The organism is Microbacterium sp. IO18 (assembly GCF_049099505.1).
GTDB lineage: Bacteria > Actinomycetota > Actinomycetes > Actinomycetales > Microbacteriaceae > Microbacterium > Microbacterium aurugineum.
Genome location: NZ_JBMJAF010000001.1, coordinates 300,679 through 318,818 on the forward strand (window position 1 = coordinate 300,679; position 18,140 = coordinate 318,818).

The 18,140-nt window shown below is 67.9% G+C and carries 16 protein-coding genes and 1 tRNA gene; 8 read left to right on the forward strand and 9 right to left on the reverse strand.

All coding sequences use genetic code 11. The annotated features are described in order from the left end of the window. Nucleotide 1 precedes the first annotated feature (1 nt). The gene (locus ACLF6J_RS01515; protein WP_134353812.1) at nt 2-2,005 is read right to left on the reverse strand and encodes a DUF262 domain-containing protein; all 2,004 of its coding nucleotides are present in this window, start codon (nt 2,003-2,005) and stop codon (nt 2-4) included. 176 nt (nt 2,006-2,181) lie between these two features. On the opposite strand from ACLF6J_RS01515, the gene ACLF6J_RS01520 reads away from it, so the two are divergent. Both ACLF6J_RS01520 and ACLF6J_RS01525 read left to right on the forward strand, forming a co-directional pair. Then, nucleotides 2,182-2,955 carry a hypothetical protein gene (locus ACLF6J_RS01520; protein ID WP_047520053.1) on the forward strand — a complete coding sequence of 258 codons (774 nt, stop codon included), beginning with the start codon at nt 2,182-2,184 and terminating at the stop codon, nt 2,953-2,955. 183 nt (nt 2,956-3,138) lie between these two features. Further along, nucleotides 3,139-3,642, forward strand: coding sequence for a DUF3145 domain-containing protein (locus ACLF6J_RS01525; RefSeq protein ID WP_134353811.1), 504 nt, complete (start codon nt 3,139-3,141; stop codon nt 3,640-3,642). Between the two features lie 139 nt (nt 3,643-3,781). Here the strand turns inward: ACLF6J_RS01525 and ACLF6J_RS01530 are convergent, their stop codons facing one another. Beyond that, complete coding sequence (locus ACLF6J_RS01530) at nt 3,782-5,185, reverse strand: PLP-dependent aminotransferase family protein (protein ID WP_134353810.1); 1,404 nt, start codon at nt 5,183-5,185, stop codon at nt 3,782-3,784. A gap of 94 nt (nt 5,186-5,279) precedes the next feature. On the opposite strand from ACLF6J_RS01530, the gene ACLF6J_RS01535 reads away from it, so the two are divergent. Beyond that, nucleotides 5,280-5,945, forward strand: a complete 666-nt coding sequence (locus ACLF6J_RS01535) for a YczE/YyaS/YitT family protein (protein WP_134353809.1) — start codon at nt 5,280-5,282, stop codon at nt 5,943-5,945. Between the two features lie 196 nt (nt 5,946-6,141). Here ACLF6J_RS01535 and ACLF6J_RS01540 read toward each other — a convergent pair whose 3' ends face one another. From ACLF6J_RS01540 to aceE, 6 genes are all read right to left on the reverse strand, one after another. Continuing rightward, complete coding sequence (locus ACLF6J_RS01540) at nt 6,142-7,380, reverse strand: beta-ketoacyl-[acyl-carrier-protein] synthase family protein (RefSeq protein ID WP_134353808.1); 1,239 nt, start codon at nt 7,378-7,380, stop codon at nt 6,142-6,144. 96 nt (nt 7,381-7,476) lie between these two features. Then, nucleotides 7,477-7,725, reverse strand: a complete 249-nt coding sequence (locus ACLF6J_RS01545) for an acyl carrier protein (protein ID WP_017202249.1) — start codon at nt 7,723-7,725, stop codon at nt 7,477-7,479. Between the two features lie 68 nt (nt 7,726-7,793). Then, nucleotides 7,794-8,795 (reverse strand): beta-ketoacyl-ACP synthase III, encoded by a 1,002-nt coding sequence (locus ACLF6J_RS01550; RefSeq protein WP_131491154.1) that lies wholly within the window; start codon nt 8,793-8,795, stop codon nt 7,794-7,796. Then, nucleotides 8,792-9,712 (reverse strand): ACP S-malonyltransferase, encoded by a 921-nt coding sequence (locus ACLF6J_RS01555; RefSeq protein WP_134353807.1) that lies wholly within the window; start codon nt 9,710-9,712, stop codon nt 8,792-8,794. Before ACLF6J_RS01555 ends, ACLF6J_RS01550 begins: the two co-directional genes overlap by 4 nt. 99 nt (nt 9,713-9,811) lie before the next feature. Then, nucleotides 9,812-11,008 (reverse strand): PucR family transcriptional regulator, encoded by a 1,197-nt coding sequence (locus ACLF6J_RS01560; protein ID WP_047520064.1) that lies wholly within the window; start codon nt 11,006-11,008, stop codon nt 9,812-9,814. 31 nt (nt 11,009-11,039) lie between these two features. Further along, the gene (aceE, locus tag ACLF6J_RS01565; protein ID WP_134353806.1) at nt 11,040-13,766 is read right to left on the reverse strand and encodes a pyruvate dehydrogenase (acetyl-transferring), homodimeric type; all 2,727 of its coding nucleotides are present in this window, start codon (nt 13,764-13,766) and stop codon (nt 11,040-11,042) included. A gap of 153 nt (nt 13,767-13,919) precedes the next feature. On the opposite strand from aceE, the gene ACLF6J_RS01570 reads away from it, so the two are divergent. The 5 genes from ACLF6J_RS01570 (at nt 13,920) to ACLF6J_RS01590 (ending at nt 17,329) form a co-directional block, all read left to right on the forward strand. Beyond that, a tRNA-Val gene (locus ACLF6J_RS01570) sits at nt 13,920-13,992 on the forward strand. Nucleotides 13,993-14,024: 32 nt separating this feature from the next. Continuing rightward, a complete protein-coding gene (locus ACLF6J_RS01575) occupies nt 14,025-14,714 on the forward strand; it encodes a potassium channel family protein (protein ID WP_134353805.1) in 690 nt (229 codons plus the stop codon). Nucleotides 14,715-14,788: 74 nt separating this feature from the next. Next, a complete protein-coding gene (locus ACLF6J_RS01580) occupies nt 14,789-15,346 on the forward strand; it encodes a dihydrofolate reductase family protein (protein ID WP_134353804.1) in 558 nt (185 codons plus the stop codon). Between the two features lie 83 nt (nt 15,347-15,429). Beyond that, the gene (locus tag ACLF6J_RS01585; RefSeq protein ID WP_134353803.1) at nt 15,430-16,317 is read left to right on the forward strand and encodes a TIGR01777 family oxidoreductase; all 888 of its coding nucleotides are present in this window, start codon (nt 15,430-15,432) and stop codon (nt 16,315-16,317) included. A 58-nt stretch (nt 16,318-16,375) separates the two neighbouring features. After that, the gene (locus tag ACLF6J_RS01590; RefSeq protein WP_131491148.1) at nt 16,376-17,329 is read left to right on the forward strand and encodes an L-lactate dehydrogenase; all 954 of its coding nucleotides are present in this window, start codon (nt 16,376-16,378) and stop codon (nt 17,327-17,329) included. A 37-nt stretch (nt 17,330-17,366) separates the two neighbouring features. Here ACLF6J_RS01590 and ACLF6J_RS01595 read toward each other — a convergent pair whose 3' ends face one another. Next, complete coding sequence (locus ACLF6J_RS01595) at nt 17,367-18,131, reverse strand: SDR family oxidoreductase (RefSeq protein ID WP_134353801.1); 765 nt, start codon at nt 18,129-18,131, stop codon at nt 17,367-17,369. Between the last annotated feature and the right edge of the window lie 9 nt (nt 18,132-18,140).

Below are 18,140 nucleotides of genomic sequence, written 5' to 3' on the forward strand. Positions count from 1 at the left end.
GTCACATCACGTTCCCGATGTAGGAGTACTTGACGAAGACCTCTGAGGCGATGCCCGACTCCTCGAGCACGCCCTGCACAGCGGTCATCATGTAGTTGGAGTCCCAGCCCATGTAGAGGAAGTGGCCCTCGTCGAGCTGGTCCCACTGGCCCTTCCAGGCCATGTCCTGGTAGATCGGCCCGCCGTGTGCCGCGCAATAGGCCAGGGCTGCCTCCCTCGTGTCGGTCCAGGCGCGACGGAAGACCCGGTTGAACAGGTACTTGACGTCGGGGACCTCCCAGCGCTCACCGCGGTACTCGACATAGTCGAACTCGCGCTCCCATCCGGTGGGCCATCCGCGACGCCGCACGGCGTCCAGGATCGGTGTGAGTCCGTCGTCGTCGATCTCCGGGAGGGCGGGGCGCGCCCAGATGCGGATCAGCTCGGCGGTGAGGGCGACGGTGCGCTGGGTGATGGCCGCCGTGCCCCAGGAGGGGATCTCAGCGAGGTCGCGCGTCGCAGGCACGGAGCTTCGGGCGTAGGCCTCGACACGCTTGATCGGGAAGGAAGCACCGAACACCCGTTCCGCCAACGGCTGCTCGAGAAGAGTCAGATTGCCGAGGGTCGGCGCGAGCGCCCGGTGGCTGTTCTGCTCATCCTCGGTGTATTCGCTCCACGGGCGCTCACCGTCGCCGGACCAGGCGTCTCCCGGAACGGTCGGCACGATGTGCTCGATGTCGTACGCGTCGAGGTCGTCGACGCCTTCCACACGTCCCAGGACATAGGCGGGGTGGGGGAGTTCGCTGTACTTCAGAACTGCGCTCACGCGCTCGTCCGACGGAGTGATGCGGGCGAACGCGCGTGCGAGTGCGTCGCGGCCGTCGCGGCGCGCGCGGCAGAGGCGAGCGATGAGACGTTCGGACGGCAGGTTGACCAGTGCCCGACGGAGATACAGCGCCTGAAGCCACTCCAGGGTCTCGATGAGTTCGGCGCGGTCGATGCGACCGCGGAGGTGGTCGCTGTAGGCGCTCATCACCAACGGGGCGGAGGCGCGGCCGAAGGTCGTGACCTGACGCAGCTGCTGGGCGATCTCCGGATCCGGCTCGCGCGTCGGGTCGAGCAGGACGCCGTAGATCTCTGCATGGTGTCGCCACTCCTCGGCGTCGGCCTGGAGATGCGCGACGTCGACACGGGGGAAGGACTGCCGGAAGGCGCTGTACACGCCGTGCTCACCGTTCGCTGCGACCTCACGCCCCGTCACGAGGACGAGGTAGTGCCGCCAGAACGCGCCGATCGACTCTCCCGTGTGGTGCTCGATCGGCACCCAGAAGCGGGCTTCGACGTCGACCTGCTCCGCGTGGCTGAGGCCCATCAGGATGTAGTTGTGGATGAGCTCGTGATCGCGCAGAGGCTCGCCGGTCGAGTTCAGGCTCTCGAAGATCTGCTGCGCGTTCGCTCGGGCGCCGAGAGTGATCGATACGTGCTCGAGCCGCTGCAGCCCGCGCCAGATCAGGGGGACCTCATCCACGTGGATCTGGCTGCGGAAGAACGCGTAGTTGTCGTCGAAGCGCGACTCACGATCCGCGTCGTCGCGACGGTCGAGCACGACGGATTCGTAGAGCTCGGCCCAGGCGTCGTGGGGGCGCAGCTTCGTGCGTCCTGGGCCATCGGAGCGGACCAGGACGCGTTCGAGCGACGACGCCAGCACGGGGTCGGTGTCGCGGATGGCATGGTGCAGGGCCGCCACGAGAAGCATGAGCGTCGTGATGCGCTGCTGTCCGTCGATGAGGATGAGGTCGGACTCCGTCGATGCGCCGTCCTGCGCGGAGAGGATCGACCCGAGGAAGTGGCGGTGCGCGTCGTCTTCGCGCGCGACGGCACGGATGTCGGAGAGGAGCCGTTCGCAGCCGCCGATGTCCCACCGGTACTGGCGCTGGTACACCGGCACCACGATCGTGGACGTGTCCGCCGCGAGCCATTCGATCGTGTTGACTGCTGTCGCCTCGACGTTGGTCGCGGTGCTCATGCTGGTGTCTCGTCCTCCCGTAGCGACGGGTGCCGAGACTTCGCCGGGCACCCCGATCAGTCTATTCGGTTATGCACGGCCGACCTCCGAAGGGGGCGCAGGCTTCGCTGTTAGGCTTGCCTTATCAGGGCCTGTTAAAACGTGCTGGCCCCCGATGAAAGGAACATGACTCGATCATGGGTTACATCAAGTCCGCTGCCCTCGAGGACAAGGGATTCGTCGTCCTCGACAGCTACAACCAGGAGCTCGACCCCAAGGAGTGGCTCGACATCGAGTACAACGACTGGAAGTCGTCGGGTGACACCCGCTTCGCTCCGCTCGCGAGCGCTTTCGGTGACATCGAGTGCAACGGTTTCTGGAACCACAAGCCGCCGCGCACCGACAAGGACGGCGTCTGGATCGACTCGCAGACCGAGAAGGCCCCGAACCTGACGCGTCGCGCGCAGGAGCCGGGCGCCAACGTCGGACGCTGCCGCGTCATCGAGCTGCAGCCGACCCCGTACGGCGACTGCCTCTACAACCTCCACCAGGACGACAACAACCGTCTGAACCCCGACGGCACAGGCTGGGTCGTGCGCGGATTCTTCAACCTGACCGATGACAAGGACAGCTACTTCGTCCTGCGCGAGAACCGCACGGACCCGAGCATCGAGTACCGCATCGCGCTCCCGGCCGGCGCGCAGCTCATCGTCGACACGCAGCGCCTGTGGCACGCGGCGACGCACAACGGCACCGAGCCGCGCTACTGCCTCATCACGTCGTGGACCTCGGGCCCCGAGCTCGACGCCTACATCGAGAAGTACCACGGCACCGACGACGTGCCCAACTACGAGGTCGACCAGGAGACGCTCGAGTTCGGGTACGCCGAGCAGGCTCGCAAGGACGCCGCTCGCGCGGCCTACTATGCCGCGAAGGGCCAGCAGGTGAAGCAGGCCATGAGCGAGGCCTGATCTCGTCAGACTCCGGACCGACTGCGGTCCGAAGGCCCCGGTCCCGGTGACTGGGGCCTTCGTCATGAATGACATGCTTGTGATTTCGGGCGAACTCGGCGAGAATGGGCGCACAACCGCATATTCTCGCCACTTCGTGGTTCAGGTCGTTGGGGAAGACGCACCTGATGAAACGGAGAGATCATGGCGACGGCTTACGCACGCGGAGTGGTGTTCATCCACTCTGCGCCTCGCGCGCTCTGCCCGCACCTCGAATGGGCGGTGGGTCGCGCTATCGGGCGTGCAGTGAACTTCGATTGGACCGAGCAGCCCGTGCTGAACGGCGCGCGACGCGCCGAGTTCTACTGGGACGGTCCGGTCGGCACCGGAGCTGCCCTCGCCACCTCGATCCGCGGCTGGGAGCACCTCCGCTTCGAGGTCACCGAGGACCCGACACCGCGCAGCGACGGCGGACGCTGGTTGCACACGCCCGACCTCGGCATCCACTACGCACAGACCGATGCGGCCGGGAACATCGTCATCGGTGAAGACCGGATCCGCTACGCGATGGAGATCGCCGCGGGCAGCGCGGTGGAACTGCAGCGCGAACTCGACATCGCCCTCGGGTCCGCGTGGGACGAGGAGCTCGAGCCCTTCAGGCACGCCGGCGACGACGCCAGGGTCGTCTGGCTCCACAAGGTCGGGTAGTCCCGACGCCAGAGACCGGGAGCGGGGAGGCGTGAGTATCGGATGCCGGTGAATCATCCCGGACGCTGAGAAGACGTATCCCCACCCCGCACGATGAGGACCCCGCCCCGGAGACGAGGCGGGGTCCTCGTCGTCCGGATCAGATCACGGCGGCGTGCTCGAGCTCGTCGGCACGGGATGCGGTGCCCTTGCGCACGTCTTCCCAGGCCAGCGCCAACCGTGTCATCGCCTCCGCGGTGCGGTCGGGCGGGAGGGTGATGGGCAGACGCAACCGTCGTTCCAGGACGCCGCCGGTGGTGAAACGTGGGCCCGGCGGCAGGATGAGCTGCCGTTCACGCGCGGCCAGTGACAGCGCGGTGGAGAGCGGACCGCCGATGTCGACCCAGGCTGAGAGCCCACCCGGTGTGCGAGGCATGTGCCAGCCGGGGATCCCGGCGACGCCGGCTTCGACGGCAGCGCGTCCTGCGCGCAGACGTCGGCCCACGTGCGAGGTGAGGGCGGGCATCTCCGTGAGCAGCTCGATCGCGATGCACTGCTCCAGCAGTGCGGTACCGAGTTCGAAGGAAGGCCGTACCGCGAGCAGCCGCGCGACGACGGAGCGTTCGGCACGGATCCATCCGATCCGCATTCCTCCCCAGGCGATCTTGGACATCGATCCGACGGTGATGACGTTGGGTCCGCTGGCGGCCATCGGCGTGGGCGACCACCCTCGGTCGATGTCCAACTCCGTGGTCGTCTCGTCGACGATCAGATGCGTACCCACGTTGCGCGAGGTCGTCACGATCCGCTGGCGGTCCTCGTCCGGCAGGGTGGCCCCGGTCGGGTTGTGGAAGTCGGGGATCAGATAGGCGACGTGAGGACGCGCGTTGAGCAGCGTCTCGTTGAGGTGCCGTGTATCCCACCCCTCCACGTCGACCGGCGTGGGGACCAGTCGGTACCCGTGGCGGTGCAGAGCCTCGAGCGCGTGGGGGAAGGTCGGTTGCTCGACGAGCGCTCTCTCGCCCCGTCGGCCGATCGCCGTGAGGATCAGGTTGACCGCGTTGAGCGCCCCGGAGGTGATGATGATCTCCTCCGCGGATGTCGGGGCTCCGCGCTCACGGAACCGCTGCGCGACCGCGTCTCGGAGTTCCGGCAGTCCTTGCAGCGAGTACCCGCTCGTGCCGCGCAGTGCGGCCAGCCGCGGGAGCGACCGCACGGTGGCGTCGTACAGCCCGGGGGTGGAGTCCATGGAGGCGATGGAGAGGTCGATGGCCGTGTCGTCAACGTCGAGGCCGGGGGCTGCGTGATCGTGGGGGAGGGCGACGCGCGTGCTGCCCCCGTGCAGCCGGGTGACGTAGCCGTCATCCTCCAGCAGGCCGTAGGCGCGGGTGATGGTCGAGCGAGACCGCCGCAGCTCCCGCGCGAGGGCGCGTTCGCTGGGCAGGCGTTCGCCGACGGTCAACCGGCCGTCGAGGACCAAGGCGCGGATGCGATCGGCCAGCACGCTCGCGGCGGCACCGGCCACGTTGTGCGCCCCGAGCTGTTCGACGAGTCGTGATCCCATGAGTCCAGCATGGCGCAAACTGGACTCGCATCGGCAGGCCACTTGTCGCCAGTGGCCTCGGCATCGCGCTGTATGCGGGAGCCAGAGTGGAATCATGCTCCTCCGTGCCGTGCTGCTCCCCATCCAGGCGTCCTCCCGCAGGGACCTCGTCGAGCGTCTCCTGCAGCTCGTGTTCGGCCTGTTCCTCTACGGCGTCGCGCTCGGGTTCATGGTGCGCGGCGGCATCGGGGTGGCGCCGTGGGACGTCCTGGCGCTCGGACTGGCCGGCCAGACGGGTGTCGGTTACGGCGCCATGACCGTGATCGTCTCGGTCGTCGTCCTGTTGCTGTGGATCCCGCTACGTCAGCGTGTGGGCCTCGGAACCGTGTTGAACGCGCTCCTGGTCGGGCCGAGCGCTGATCTCGCGCTGCTCCTGATCCCGCAGCCTCCCTCCGTCTGGATCGGGGCTCCGATGTTCGTCTTCGGGCTGGTGCTGTTGGCCTTCGCGACCGGCCTCTACATCGCCGCGGACTTCGGTCCCGGTCCGCGGGATGGGCTGATGACCGGTCTGGTTCGGCGCACCGGATGGGCCGTCTGGGTGGTGCGCACCCTGATCGAGGGCAGCGTCCTGGCGATCGGCTTCATCCTCGGAGGCCCTGTGGGCGTCGGTACAGTGCTCTTCGCGTTCGGGGTCGGCCCGTTGATCGGGGTCTTCCTCCCGTATCTCACCCGATGGCGTGAGGCTCGTTCGCGGCGACTCGGAACACTGCGCCCAGCCTGAGCGGCATCCACATCCGTCCGGGCTCTTCCCGGATCCGTCCCGAGTCTTCCGGGCCGAAGTGCGCTCGACACGTGCATGATCCGCGCACGCCTGCATGACCGATCTCCAGGAGGAGGCCAGACATCCGTCGGATTCTCATGCATATGTGAAGAGAGGCCCTCCGGAATCCCGGAGGGCCTCTCGCTGCACGGTGGTGTCAGTCGGCGCTGGCGACCACGAGGACCGCGTTGTGTCCGCCGAAGCCGAACGAGTTGCTGATGGCGATCTGCGGACCCTCGCCGAGCGCCGTGGGTGCGCCCGAGAGGCGGAACGGCACGGCGGGGTCCGGCTCGGTCATGTTGATCGTCGGGGGTGCGACGCGGTCGCGGAGCGCGAGGATCGAGAAGATGGCCTCCAGTGCGCCGGTGCCGCCGAGCAGGTGTCCCGTGGAGGCCTTCGTGGCGGAGACGGGGATCTCATCGATCCGGTCTCCGAAGACCTTCTTGAGCGCGACGTACTCGTTGGGGTCGCCGACCGGAGTGGACGTCGCGTGCGCGTTGATGTGCGTGACCTGATCAGCGGTGATGCCGGCCTCTTCGAGCGCCTGCGTGACGGCACGGGCCGCGCCGTTGCCCTCGGGGTCGTTGCCGGTGATGTGGTACGCGTCGGCGGTGACTCCGCCGCCCAGAACGTAGCCGTAGATCTTGGCGCCGCGAGCCTTGGCGTGCTCTTCGGTCTCGAGGATCAGCGCGGCGGCGCCCTCGCCCATGACGAAGCCGTCACGGTCGATCGCGCCGGGGCGGGAAGCGTGGGCCGGGTCGTCGTTCCGACGCGACAGCGCCTGCGCCGAAGCGAAGGAAGCCATCGTGATCGGGTGGATCGCGGACTCGGTACCGCCGGCGATCACGACGTCGGCGAGACCGTCCTGCAGATGGTGGTACGCGTGGATGATCGATTCGGTGCTCGAGGCGCACGCGCTGACGACGGTCTGCGCGTAGGCGCGGGCCTCGAACTGCAGGGAGAGGTTGCCGGCGGCCGCATTGGGCATGAGCATCGGGACCGTGAGCGGCATGACCCGACGGGGTCCCTTTTCGCGCAGCGTGTCCCAGGCGTCGAGGAGAGTCCAGAGTCCGCCGATGCCGGTGGCGAAGTCGATACCGAGGCGCTCGGGGGCGACCTCGGGGGTGCCCGCATCCGCCCACGCCTCGCGTGCTGCGATCAGGGCGAACTGCGAGGACGGGTCGAGGCGCTTCGCCTCATGGCGGGGGAGAACCTCTTCCGGGCGGACGATCGCCTCGGCGGCGAAGGTGACGGGCAGCTCGTACTGCTGGACCCAGTCGTGTTCGAGCGTGCGGGTGCCGGACATGCCGGCCAGCAGGTTCGTCCAGTTCTCCGGGGCCGTTCCGCCGATGGCGGAGGTGGCGCCGATGCCGGTGACGACGATGCGCTTGGTCATGGGGTGTGGTTCCTTGTCGAAACGAAGTCGAACGGGTGAGAGGGCAAGGCGGAGGATGCCACTCCCACGAGGTGCGGGGGTGGCATCCTGCCGGGATTACTCCTGGCCCGCGACGATGAAGTTGACGGCGTCGCCGACGGTCTTGAGGTTCTTGACCTCGTCGTCGGGGATCGTGACACCGAACTTCTCTTCGGCGTTGACGACGATCGTCATCATCGAGATGGAGTCGATGTCGAGGTCGTCGGTGAACGACTTCTCCAGGGCGACCTCGGAGGCGTTGATGCCGGTCTCGTCGGTGATGAGCTCTGCGAGGCCCGCGAGGACCTCATCGTTGGTGAAAGCCATGTGGTCTTCCTCTTTCTTACGGGTTGTATTCGGAACCGTGGAACAGTCTAGAGAAGGTCAGCGCATTCTCAGGGAAGGACGACGACCTGCGCGGCGAACACCAGTCCTGCTCCGAACCCGATCTGCAGGGCGAGCCCGCCCGAGAGCTCGGGGTGCTCGGCCATCAGCCGGTGGCTCGCGAGCGGGATCGACGCGGCCGAGGTGTTGCCCGTGGTCTCGATGTCGCGGGCGATCACCGTCGACTCGGGGAGCTTCAGCTGCTTGGCGAACTCGTCGATGATGCGCATGTTGGCCTGGTGCGGGATGAACGCGGCGATGTCGGTGGGTTCCACACCCGCCTTGTCGAGTGCCTCTCGGGCGACCTTGGCCATCTCCCACACCGCCCAGCGGAAGACGGTCTGCCCCTCCTGACGGAGTGTCGGCCAGGGCGCGACACCGTCGCGGAAGTCCGTGAGCGTGGCATTCATGCCCACGGCATCGGCCTTCGAGCCGTCGGAGCCCCAGACGGCGGGTGCGATCCCCGGCGTGTCGCTCGGGCCGAGGAGCGCGGCGCCCGCACCATCGCCGAGGAGGAAGGAGATGCTGCGATCGGTCGGGTCGACGACGTCGGAGAGCTTCTCGGTGCCGATCACCAGGGCGTAGCGCGCGGCGCCGGCCTTGATCAGTGCATCGGCCTGGGCGATCGCGTAGGCGTAGCCGGCGCAGGCGGCATTGATGTCGTACGCCGCGGCGGGGTTCGCGCCCACGCGGTCGGCGACGATGGCCGAGACGGAAGGGGTCTGCTTCGGGTTGCTGATGGTCGCGACGATGACCAGGTCGACCTGATCGGCCGGCACGCCCGACTTCTCGATGGCTTCGGATGCCGCCTCCGCAGCGAGGTCGATCGCATCCGTGTTCTTGTCGGCGCGGACGCGGGTGATGATGCCGGTGCGCTGGCGGATCCACTCGTCGCTGGAGTCGATCGGGCCGATCAGATCTTCGTTCGGCACGGCGTTCTCGCCGCGCGCGGCGCCGTAGGAGTAGATACGCGTGTATGCCGGTCCGGTCACCTGGGCGAGGGTGGGGCTCATGCGGCTTCTCCGTTCAGCAGCGCGACGGCTGCATCGAGGTCTTCGGGGGTCTTCACGGCGACCGTCGGCACGCCTCGGAGGCCGCGCTTGGCGAGGCCGACCAGCGCACCGGCGGGCGCGAGCTCGATGACACCGGTGACGCCGGCGTCTGCGAAGGATGTCATGCAGAGGTCCCAGCGCACCGGCGACGAGACCTGGTCGACCAGGAAGCTCAGCGCCTGGGTGCCCTCCGTGACGGCAGAACCGTCACGGTTCGTCCAGAGCGTGATGTCGGGGTTCGCGGGGGTGACATCGGCGACCGCGTCACGGAGGACGGAGACCGCGGAGGCCATGTACCGGGTGTGGAACGCGCCAGCGACCTGCAGCGGAACCACGCGGGTTCCCTTGAGCGGTTCCTCGGCGAGAGCGGCGAGAGCCGGAAGCGCACCGGCGACCACGATCTGACCGCCGCCGTTGTAGTTCGCGGGGGAGAGGTGGAGTTCGGCGAGTCGCGCCAGGAGGGCTTCTTCATCGCCGCCGAGCACAGCGCTCATGCCGGTCTGCTCCTGCGCTGCGGCGTCGGCCATCGCGCGGCCCCGGATGCCGACGAGGCGCATTCCGGTGTCGGCGTCGATGACGTTGCTGCCGACGAGCGCGGCGATCTCGCCGACGGAGTGTCCGGCGATGCCGTCGGCGCGTCGGCCCGCTCGCTGGACCAGTGCGTCACCGGCGATCAACGAAGCCGCGACGATCAGCGGCTGCGCGATACGCGTGTCGCGGATCGTGTCGGCGTCGGACACCGTGCCGTGTTCGCGAAGATCGACCTCCGCGGCGTCCGAGTACGCGGCGAGGCGCTCGGCCACTCCGTCGAGCTCGAGCCAAGGAGCGAGGAAACCGGGGGTCTGCGAGCCCTGACCAGGGCATACGACGACAATCACCCACCCAGTCTGCCAACGATTGCGGCAGAGCGGTGGATGATCCATCACAAGATTCCGAAAAACCCTTGTGTGTGGCGTACAGAACGGCGGCGGACGGGCTCAGCGCTGCGGGCGTCGCAGCGGCGCCCGCTTGCGCACCTGCTCGGCGGCGCCGATGGATCCGAGGATGAGGGCGGTCTGCAGGATGAGCGCCTCGCGGGGCCCCGTGGCGTCCCAACCGATGACTTCGCTCACGCGCTTGAGGCGATAGCGCACGGTGTTGGGGTGCACGAAGAGCTCGCGCGCCGTCGCCTCGAGGGAGCGTCCGTTGTCGAGGTAGCTCCAGAGCGTGGTGACCAGATCGGTCGAATGCGCCTGCAGGGGACGGAAGATCCGCTCGATCAGGGTCTGCTTCGCGAGCGGATCTCCGGCGAGCGCCCGCTCAGGCAGCAGATCATCGGCTTCGACGGGGCGCGGAGCACCGCGCCAGGCACGCGCGACCGCGAACCCGGCGAGGGCGGCCCGAGCGCTCTGGCTCGCATCGACGAGTGCGGCCACGGGGGGTCCGAGGACGACGTAGCCCGGCCCGAAGGACGGCTCGAGGCGGGAGGCGATCTCCTGGAACCCGAGTTCCTCCTCCTCGTTCTCCTGCCCGTCCACGCGTGCGCGTCCGAGGACGAGTACGAGACGGGATCCCTGCACGCCGATGAGGACATCGACGGCGAGCTTCCTGGCGGTTCGGCGGACCAGGTCCACGTCGAACTGCGGCGGTGTCGTGCCGACGAGGACAGCGACCTCGCCGTGACCGTGCCACCCGAGCGCCGCGATGCGGCTCGGAAGCTCTTCGTCGGCCTCACCGGTGAGGATCGAGTCGACGACGAGGGCCTCGAGACGTGCGTCCCAGAGCCCTCGGGCCTCCGCGGCCCTGGCGTACACGTCGGCCGCAGCGAAGGCGACATCGCGGGAGTAGAGCAGGATCGCCTCGCGCAGGTCGTTCCCGCGCCCGGCGACGCGCTCCTCGGTGACTTCCACCGTGACGCGGATGAGTTGCAGCGTCTGCTGGAGGCTGACGCTGCGCAACAGCTCCCGGGGAGCGGCGGCGAAGATGTCGGCCGCGATCCACGGGGTGGAGGTCGGATCCTCGTACCACTGGATGAACGACGTGATGCCCGCCTGGGCCACCAGCCCGACCGCGGAGCGGCGGGCTGGTGGCATGTCGGCGTACCACGGAAGGGTGTCCTCCAGGCGCTTGATCGTCACCGAGGCGATGTCACCGGAGATCCGGCGCAGCCAGGTGAGCGTCGCGGCCTTGTCCATGCCGGAAGGAGAGGATCCTGTCACCGAGGGCTCAGCTTTCGCCGCCCGCGTTGCCGCTGGTTCCCGCGTTCACGTCGTGCAGGCTGTACTTCTGGATCGCCTGTGCCGCGAGCCCACGGTCGACCGTACCCTCTTCGGCGAGCGACTGCAGCGTCCGGACCACGATGGACGGTCCGTCGATCTTGAAGAACCGTCGTGCCGCGGCACGGGTGTCGGAGAAACCGAAGCCGTCGGCGCCGAGCGTGGCGAAGCGGTTCGGAACCCACGGGCGGATCTGATCCTGCACGGCGTGCATGAAGTCGCTCACGGCGACGACCGGACCCTCGGCGCCCTGCAGCTTCTCGGTGAGGTACGCGGTGCGCGGCTCGGCCTCGGGGTGCAGGAAGTTGTGCTCGTCGGCGGCGAGGCCGTCACGACGCAGCTCGGTCCAGGAGGTGACCGACCAGACATCGGCGATCACGCCCCAGTCGTTCTTCAGGAGTTCCTGCGCCTCGAGCGCCCACGGCAGGCCGACGCCCGACGCGAAGAGCTGGGCGCGGGGGCCGTCGCCCTCGCCGACCGACACGCGGTGGATGCCTCGCACGATGCCGTCCACGTCCACGTTCTCCGGCTCAGCCGGCTGCACGAGGGGCTCGTTGTAGAGCGTGATGTAGTACATCACGTTCGGGTCCTCGTGCTCGCCGCCGTACATGCGGTCGATGCCGGATCGCACGATGTGCGCGATCTCGTAGCCGTAGGCCGGGTCGTACGAGAGCGTCGCCGGGTTGGTGGCGGCCAGGAGGTGCGAGTGACCGTCGGCATGCTGCAGTCCTTCACCCGTGAGGGTGGTGCGACCCGCCGTCGCGCCCATGATGAACCCGCGGGCCATCTGGTCGCCCGCCGCCCACTGGGCGTCGCCCGTGCGCTGGAAGCCGAACATCGAGTAGAAGATGTAGATCGGGATGAGCGGCTCGCCGTGGGTGGCGTACGAGGTTCCCGCAGCCGTGAATGCCGCGACAGCGCCCGCCTCGTTGATGCCGACGTGCACGATCTGCCCCTGCGGGCTCTCCTTGTAGGCGAGGAGCAGCTCGCGGTCGACCGAGGTGTAGTGCTGGCCGTTCGGGTTGTAGATCTTCGCGGTCGGGAAGTACGCGTCCATACCGAACGTGCGTGCCTCGTCGGGGATGATCGGCACGATGCGGTGGCCGAAGTCCTTCGTGCGGAGGAGATCCTTCAGCAGACGGACGAAAGCCATGGTCGTGGCGATCTCCTGCGTGCCGGAGCCCTTCTTGGGAAGCGCGTACGCGGCGTCGTCCGGCAGCGAGAGACCCACATGGGTCGACCGGCGCTCGGGGAGGAATCCGCCGAGAGCCTGACGGCGCTCGAGCATGTACTGGATCGTCTCGTCCTGGGGCCCCGGGTTGTAGTAGGGCGGCAGGTAGGGGTTCTCCTCGAGCTGCGCGTCCGTGATCGGGATGTGCATCGCGTCGCGGAACGTCTTGAGGTTGTCCAGCGTCATCTTCTTCATCTGGTGGGTCGCGTTGCGGCCCTCGAAGTGCGGACCGAGGCCGTAGCCCTTGACGGTCTTCGCGAGGATGACGGTGGGCTTGCCCTTGTGCTCGGTCGCGGCCTTGAACGCGGCGTAGACCTTGCGGTAGTCGTGGCCTCCGCGCTTCAGGTTCCAGATGTCGTCGTCGGAGTAGTCCTTGACGAGGGCGGCGGCACGCTCGTCACGCCCGAAGAAGTGCTCGCGGATGTACGCGCCGGACTCGGCCTTGTAGGTCTGGTAGTCGCCGTCGGGGGTGACGTTCATCAGGTTGAGCAGCGCACCCTCGGTGTCGCGGGCGAGCAGACCGTCCCACTCGCGGCCCCAGACGACCTTGATGACGTTCCAGCCCGCGCCGCGGAAGAACGACTCGAGCTCCTGGACGATCTTGCCGTTGCCGCGCACCGGACCGTCGAGACGCTGCAGGTTGCAGTTCACGACGAAAGTCAGGTTGTCGAGTCCCTCGTTCGCTGCCACCTGGAGCTGACCGCGGCTCTCGACCTCGTCCATCTCACCGTCGCCGAGGAACGCCCAGACGTGCGACTGGGAGGTGTCCTTGATGCCGCGATTCTCGAGGTACTTGTTCGACATCGCCTGGTAGATCGCATTGATGGGGCCGAGGCCCATCGACACGGTCGGGAACTGCCAGTACTCCGGCATCAGACGCGGATGCGGGTAGGAGGGGATGCCGTGCGGCGCGTGCGACTTCTCCTGACGGAAACCGTCGAGCTGGTCCTCGCTCAGGCGTCCCTCGAGGAACGACCGGGCGTAGGTGCCGGGGGAGGCGTGACCCTGGATGAAGATCTGGTCGGCCCCGCCGGGGTTGTCGGCGCCCTTGAAGAAGTGGTTGAAGCCGACCTCGTAGAGAGCGGCCGACGAGGCATACGTCGAGATGTGACCGCCGACGCCGATGCCGGGGCGCTGTGCGCGGTGCACCGTGATCGCAGCGTTCCAGCGGATCCAGGCCCGATAGCGGCGCTCGACCTCTTCGTCACCCGGGAACTCGGGCTCGTTCTCCGGGGCGATCGTGTTGATGTAGTCCGTCGTCGGGACCATCGGCACGCCCAGGTGCAGTTCCTTGGAACGCTTGAGCAGGCTGAGCATGATCTCGCGGCCGCGGCCGTGGCCCTTGGCATCCACCAGCTCATCGAGGGACTGCTGCCACTCGCCGGTCTCCTCCGGATCGCTGTCGAGGGGGCCCTGGGAGTACGGATCCTGGTCGTGCACGGTCACGGGGGAACCTTTCGTCAAGCTGGCAGGTCATGCCAAGGAAACGGGAAGCGACACGGGCAGCCTTGTCAGCTGTGCACAACGCGCGCCGGATTCAGCCTATCCCTCTTCCACGACACGGGTGCGCATCGGCCTCCCGATAGACTGACGGCACCAGGGCCTTTAGCTCAGCTGGTAGAGCGCCACGTTTACACCGTGGATGTCGTCGGTTCGATCCCGGCAGGGCCCACCTCGCGCGCGACGCTCGTGTTAGATGGGCGCATGGATTCGTCACGTTCGTCTTTCGATCGCTGGGATCGCTTCGCGCGTGTGCCGCTCGTGTTCGCCGGGGTCATCTTCATCATCGGCTTCTCCGTCTTCGTCATCGCTCCCGATCTGCCGCCGCTCGTGCGGACGGTCACCGGCAACACGACGATCCTGACGTGGTTCATCTTCGCCGTGGACTACATCGTCCGTGTCTGCCTCACTCGGAAGGGCACGAGATGGCGTTACGTGGTGCGTCACCCCGTGGAGCTCCTCGCGGTCCTGCTTCCGGTGTTCCGTGCCGTGCGCGTGGTCGACCTCGCTCGTCAACTGCCGTTCTTCCATGCCCGCACCGGCAGCGTGGTGCGGACCGAGCTGATCATCTACTCCGCCGCGTACTCGGTGACCTTCGTCTACTTCCTCGCTCTCTCGACGCTGAGCGTGGAGCGGTCCGCGCCGGATGCGACCATCGACAGCTTCGGCGATGCCGTGTGGTGGGCGTTCGTGACCCTGACGACGGTCGGCTACGGCGACATGTACCCCGTGACCGTCGCGGGACGGTTCTTCGCCGTGCTCCTGATGCTGGGCGGCATCGTCATCATCGGCATCACATCGGGAACCGTGGTCTCCTACATCACCGACCGCGTGCGCGAGTACGCCTTGAGCTCGTCGTCGAGCGACAAGGCGGACCCCGACCGGAGCGAGTGAGTCGTCTCCCGGCGATGCCCACCGCACGCCTGCGGACTCTGGCGGTCACGCGGCCACGGACCTAGGCTCCCGGCATGGGACTCCTGACCTTCAGCATCAACGTCACCCTCGACGGCTGCATCGATCACGAAGTGGGCATCGCCGACGACGAGACACACGCCTATTACACCCGTCTCCTCGAAGAATCCGGCGCGATGCTCTGGGGGCGCACCACCTACGAGATGATGGAGGATGCCTGGCCCGCCGTCGCGCGAGGAGAGACGGACGCCCCGTCGGCGCTGCGCGACTGGGCTGTCGCCCTGGAAGCCACACCCAAGTACGTGGTCTCCGCCACACGCCAGGACTTCCCGTGGACGAACAGCCACCGGATCCACGGCGATCTGCGCGCCGGAGTGCAGAGGCTCAAGGACGAGACGCGCGACGGGGTCCTCCTGGGGAGCGGCAGGCTCGCGACCGAACTCGACCGGTTGGACCTGATCGACGAGTACCGGTTCCTGGTGCATCCGCGGATCGCGGGCCACGGTCCCACGCTGTACGAGCGGGGACTCTCCGCGACTCGACGCCTGGCGCTGGTCTCGTCGACGCCGTTCCGCAACGGTGCGATGGCTCTGCATTACCGTCGCGCCGACTGACCTCGGCTAGGGGCATCGCCGGGACGGCGCGTACGCTGGTGAACCATACGATTCGACGACCGACGGACAGGAAGCTGCAGCACATGGCGCGACGCATCGTCGTGAGCGGGGCCTCGGGCCTGATCGGTTCAGCTCTCGTCTCCTCCCTGCGCGCCGACGGGATCGACGTCACCGTTCTGGTCCGTCGTGCGCCGTACGGAGCGGGTGAGGCGCAATGGGCACCGGGGGAGCGTCCGCTCGATCCGGACGTACTTGCCGGTGCGGAAGCCGTCGTCGCGCTCGGCGGCGCCAGCGTCGGCCGTCTGCCCTGGACGCGTCGCTACCGCGCGGAACTCGTCGATTCGCGATTGCAGACGACCCGCACCATGACGACGGCCCTGCGTGCTCTGCGCTCGGATGCGCCGGCGCTGGTCTCGGCGTCCGCGGTCGGCTACTACGGGTCCGCTCCCGGCGAAGTCCTCACGGAGGAGTCCGCAGCCGGTGAGACCTTTCTCGCCGATCTGACCGTGCGCTGGGAGGCCGAGGCTCGACGCGCCGAGGACCACACCAGGGTCGCGCTGCTCCGCACCGCCCCCGTGATCCATCGTCGCGGAGTGCTCAAGCCGCTCATCCAGCTGACCCGCTTCGGCGTCTCCGGTCCTCTCGGACGCGGAACACAGGTCTGGCCCTGGATCTCGCTCGACGATGAGGTGCGGGGGATCCGGCACGTCCTAGACAAGAAGATCGCCGGACCGGTCAACCTCACGGGGCCGACCCCCGCGTCTGCGAACGACATCGGCCGGGAGCTCGCTGCGCGCATGCACAGACCGTTCTGGCTCCCCGCGCCGGCCTGGGCTCTGCGCCTCGCCCTCGGCGACGCAGCGGACTCGCTGCTCCTTCCGGACGCCGATGTGCGGCCGCGGGTTCTGGAGCGCGGGGGCTTCGAGTTCGCTCATCCGACGGTCGCTCAGGCGGTCGCCGCCGCGCTGTGAGTATTTCCGACGGCGTTCCCCCTGCCGGAGAGGCGCACTGCACTGCGAGACTGAGCGTATGGAGATCATCGAGAACTCGAAGCTCACGGTCGTCGGCGCGGGAAGCGTGGGATCCAGCGTCGCCTACGCCGCACTGATCCGCGGATCTGCGCGTCATGTCGCGCTCTACGACATCGCCACCGAGAAGGTCGAAGCGGAGGTCCTCGACCTCGCGCACGGAACGCAGTTCACGGGTTCGAGCGACATCGTCGGTGGCAGCGACATCTCGGTGGCCGCGGGGTCGCACGTCGTCGTGATCACGGCGGGAGCCAAGCAGAAGCCGGGCCAGACCCGGATCGAGCTCGCTGAGGTCAACGCGGGGATCATCCGCCGCATGATGCCCGAACTGCTCGAGGTCGCACCGAACGCGGTGTATGTGATCGTCACCAACCCGTGCGACGTGCTCACCGTGATCGCTCAGGAGGAGACCGGACTCCCGCCGGAGCGGATCTTCGCGTCCGGTACGGTGCTCGACACCTCGCGGCTGCGCTGGAAGCTTGCCGAGCGGGCAGGCGTGTCGACGGCCAGTGTCCACGCCCATATCGTCGGCGAGCACGGTGACACGGAGTTCCCCTTGTGGTCTCGGGCGACCATCGGCACCGTGCCGATCCTCGAGTGGGAGACGCCGGGACATCCTCGTTTCACCCTCGAGGAGTTGCAGGAGATCGCCGTCGACGTGCGCGATGCCGCCTACAAGGTCATCCTCGGCAAGGGGGCGACGAACTACGCCATCGGGCTGTCGAGTGCGCGGATCGTCGAGGCCATCCTCCACGATGAGCACGCGGTGATGCCTGTGAGCACCGTGCTGCGCGACTTCCACGGTGTCGACGGAGTCGCGCTGTCGGTGCCTTCGATCGTCAGTGCGACGGGTGCTGTCCCGATCCGCAACACGTCGTTCTCCGACCACGAGCTCGCGCTGCTGCGGCAGTCCGCCGACGCGTTGACGGCGGCAGCGGCGTCTCTGCACCCGTGAGCGGGGCGCCGGTGCGGGACCGGCACCCCGCGTCGGCTCAGCGCCCGTGCGGGTCGGTGGCGTTCAGCGTTGCGACGACCCGGTCGTAGTCACCGCGGACCTCTCCGTAGCGGAGGAATTTCACGCGTTCCACCTGGATCTCGGTAGCGTTCGGCCGCGACTCGATCAGCTCCATCACTTCGTCGATGAACTCGTTGAGCGGCATAGCCGACTCGTTCTCCTCATGTCCGGGCATGAGAGGCGTGCGCACGGCCGGCGGTTCCAGCTCGAGCACCGACACACTGCTCCCTTCGAGCTGCAGGCGCAGGGATTCGCTGAGCATGTGGATCGCGGCCTTGCTGGCGTTGTAGCTCGGCGTCGCGCGGAGCGGGGCGAAGGCGAGGCCGGACGAGACCGTCATGATCGTCGCTTCCGGCTGCGCGCGCAGATGCTCGACGAAAGCGGCGATCAGCCGGATCGGCCCGAGGATGTTCGTCTCGACGGTCTCCTCGGCGGTGGAGAGGAATCCTGTGGGCGTGGTCCAGTCCTCGGCCCGCATGACACCGGCCATCGTGATCAGCACGTTCAGGGCGGGGTGCTCTGCGAGGACAGTTCGGGAGGCCGCATGGATGCTGTCGGCGTCGGTCGTGTCGATCCCCACCGTGTGGATACCGGGATGCTCGCCGGCGATGGCTGTGAGCCGGTCTTCGCGGCGTCCTCCCACGATCACGGTGTTGCCGCGGGCATGCAGACGCACGGCGAGGGCGAGGCCGATGCCGCTCGTCGCGCCCGGGATGAAGATGGTGTTTCCGCTGATGTTCATACGATCAGC

Coding starts and splice junctions, on each gene's coding strand:
- ACLF6J_RS01515 (WP_134353812.1), bottom strand. CDS start 2,005: ATGAGCACCGCGACCAACGTCGAGGCGACAGCAGTCAACACGATCGAA.
- ACLF6J_RS01520 (WP_047520053.1), top strand. CDS start 2,182: ATGGGTTACATCAAGTCCGCTGCCCTCGAGGACAAGGGATTCGTCGTC.
- ACLF6J_RS01525 (WP_134353811.1), top strand. CDS start 3,139: ATGGCGACGGCTTACGCACGCGGAGTGGTGTTCATCCACTCTGCGCCT.
- ACLF6J_RS01530 (WP_134353810.1), bottom strand. CDS start 5,185: ATGGGATCACGACTCGTCGAACAGCTCGGGGCGCACAACGTGGCCGGT.
- ACLF6J_RS01535 (WP_134353809.1), top strand. CDS start 5,280: ATGCTCCTCCGTGCCGTGCTGCTCCCCATCCAGGCGTCCTCCCGCAGG.
- ACLF6J_RS01540 (WP_134353808.1), bottom strand. CDS start 7,380: ATGACCAAGCGCATCGTCGTCACCGGCATCGGCGCCACCTCCGCCATC.
- ACLF6J_RS01545 (WP_017202249.1), bottom strand. CDS start 7,725: ATGGCTTTCACCAACGATGAGGTCCTCGCGGGCCTCGCAGAGCTCATC.
- ACLF6J_RS01550 (WP_131491154.1), bottom strand. CDS start 8,795: ATGAGCCCCACCCTCGCCCAGGTGACCGGACCGGCATACACGCGTATC.
- ACLF6J_RS01560 (WP_047520064.1), bottom strand. CDS start 11,008: ATGGACAAGGCCGCGACGCTCACCTGGCTGCGCCGGATCTCCGGTGAC.
- ACLF6J_RS01575 (WP_134353805.1), top strand. CDS start 14,025: ATGGATTCGTCACGTTCGTCTTTCGATCGCTGGGATCGCTTCGCGCGT.
- ACLF6J_RS01580 (WP_134353804.1), top strand. CDS start 14,789: ATGGGACTCCTGACCTTCAGCATCAACGTCACCCTCGACGGCTGCATC.
- ACLF6J_RS01585 (WP_134353803.1), top strand. CDS start 15,430: ATGGCGCGACGCATCGTCGTGAGCGGGGCCTCGGGCCTGATCGGTTCA.
- ACLF6J_RS01590 (WP_131491148.1), top strand. CDS start 16,376: ATGGAGATCATCGAGAACTCGAAGCTCACGGTCGTCGGCGCGGGAAGC.
- ACLF6J_RS01595 (WP_134353801.1), bottom strand. CDS start 18,131: ATGAACATCAGCGGAAACACCATCTTCATCCCGGGCGCGACGAGCGGC.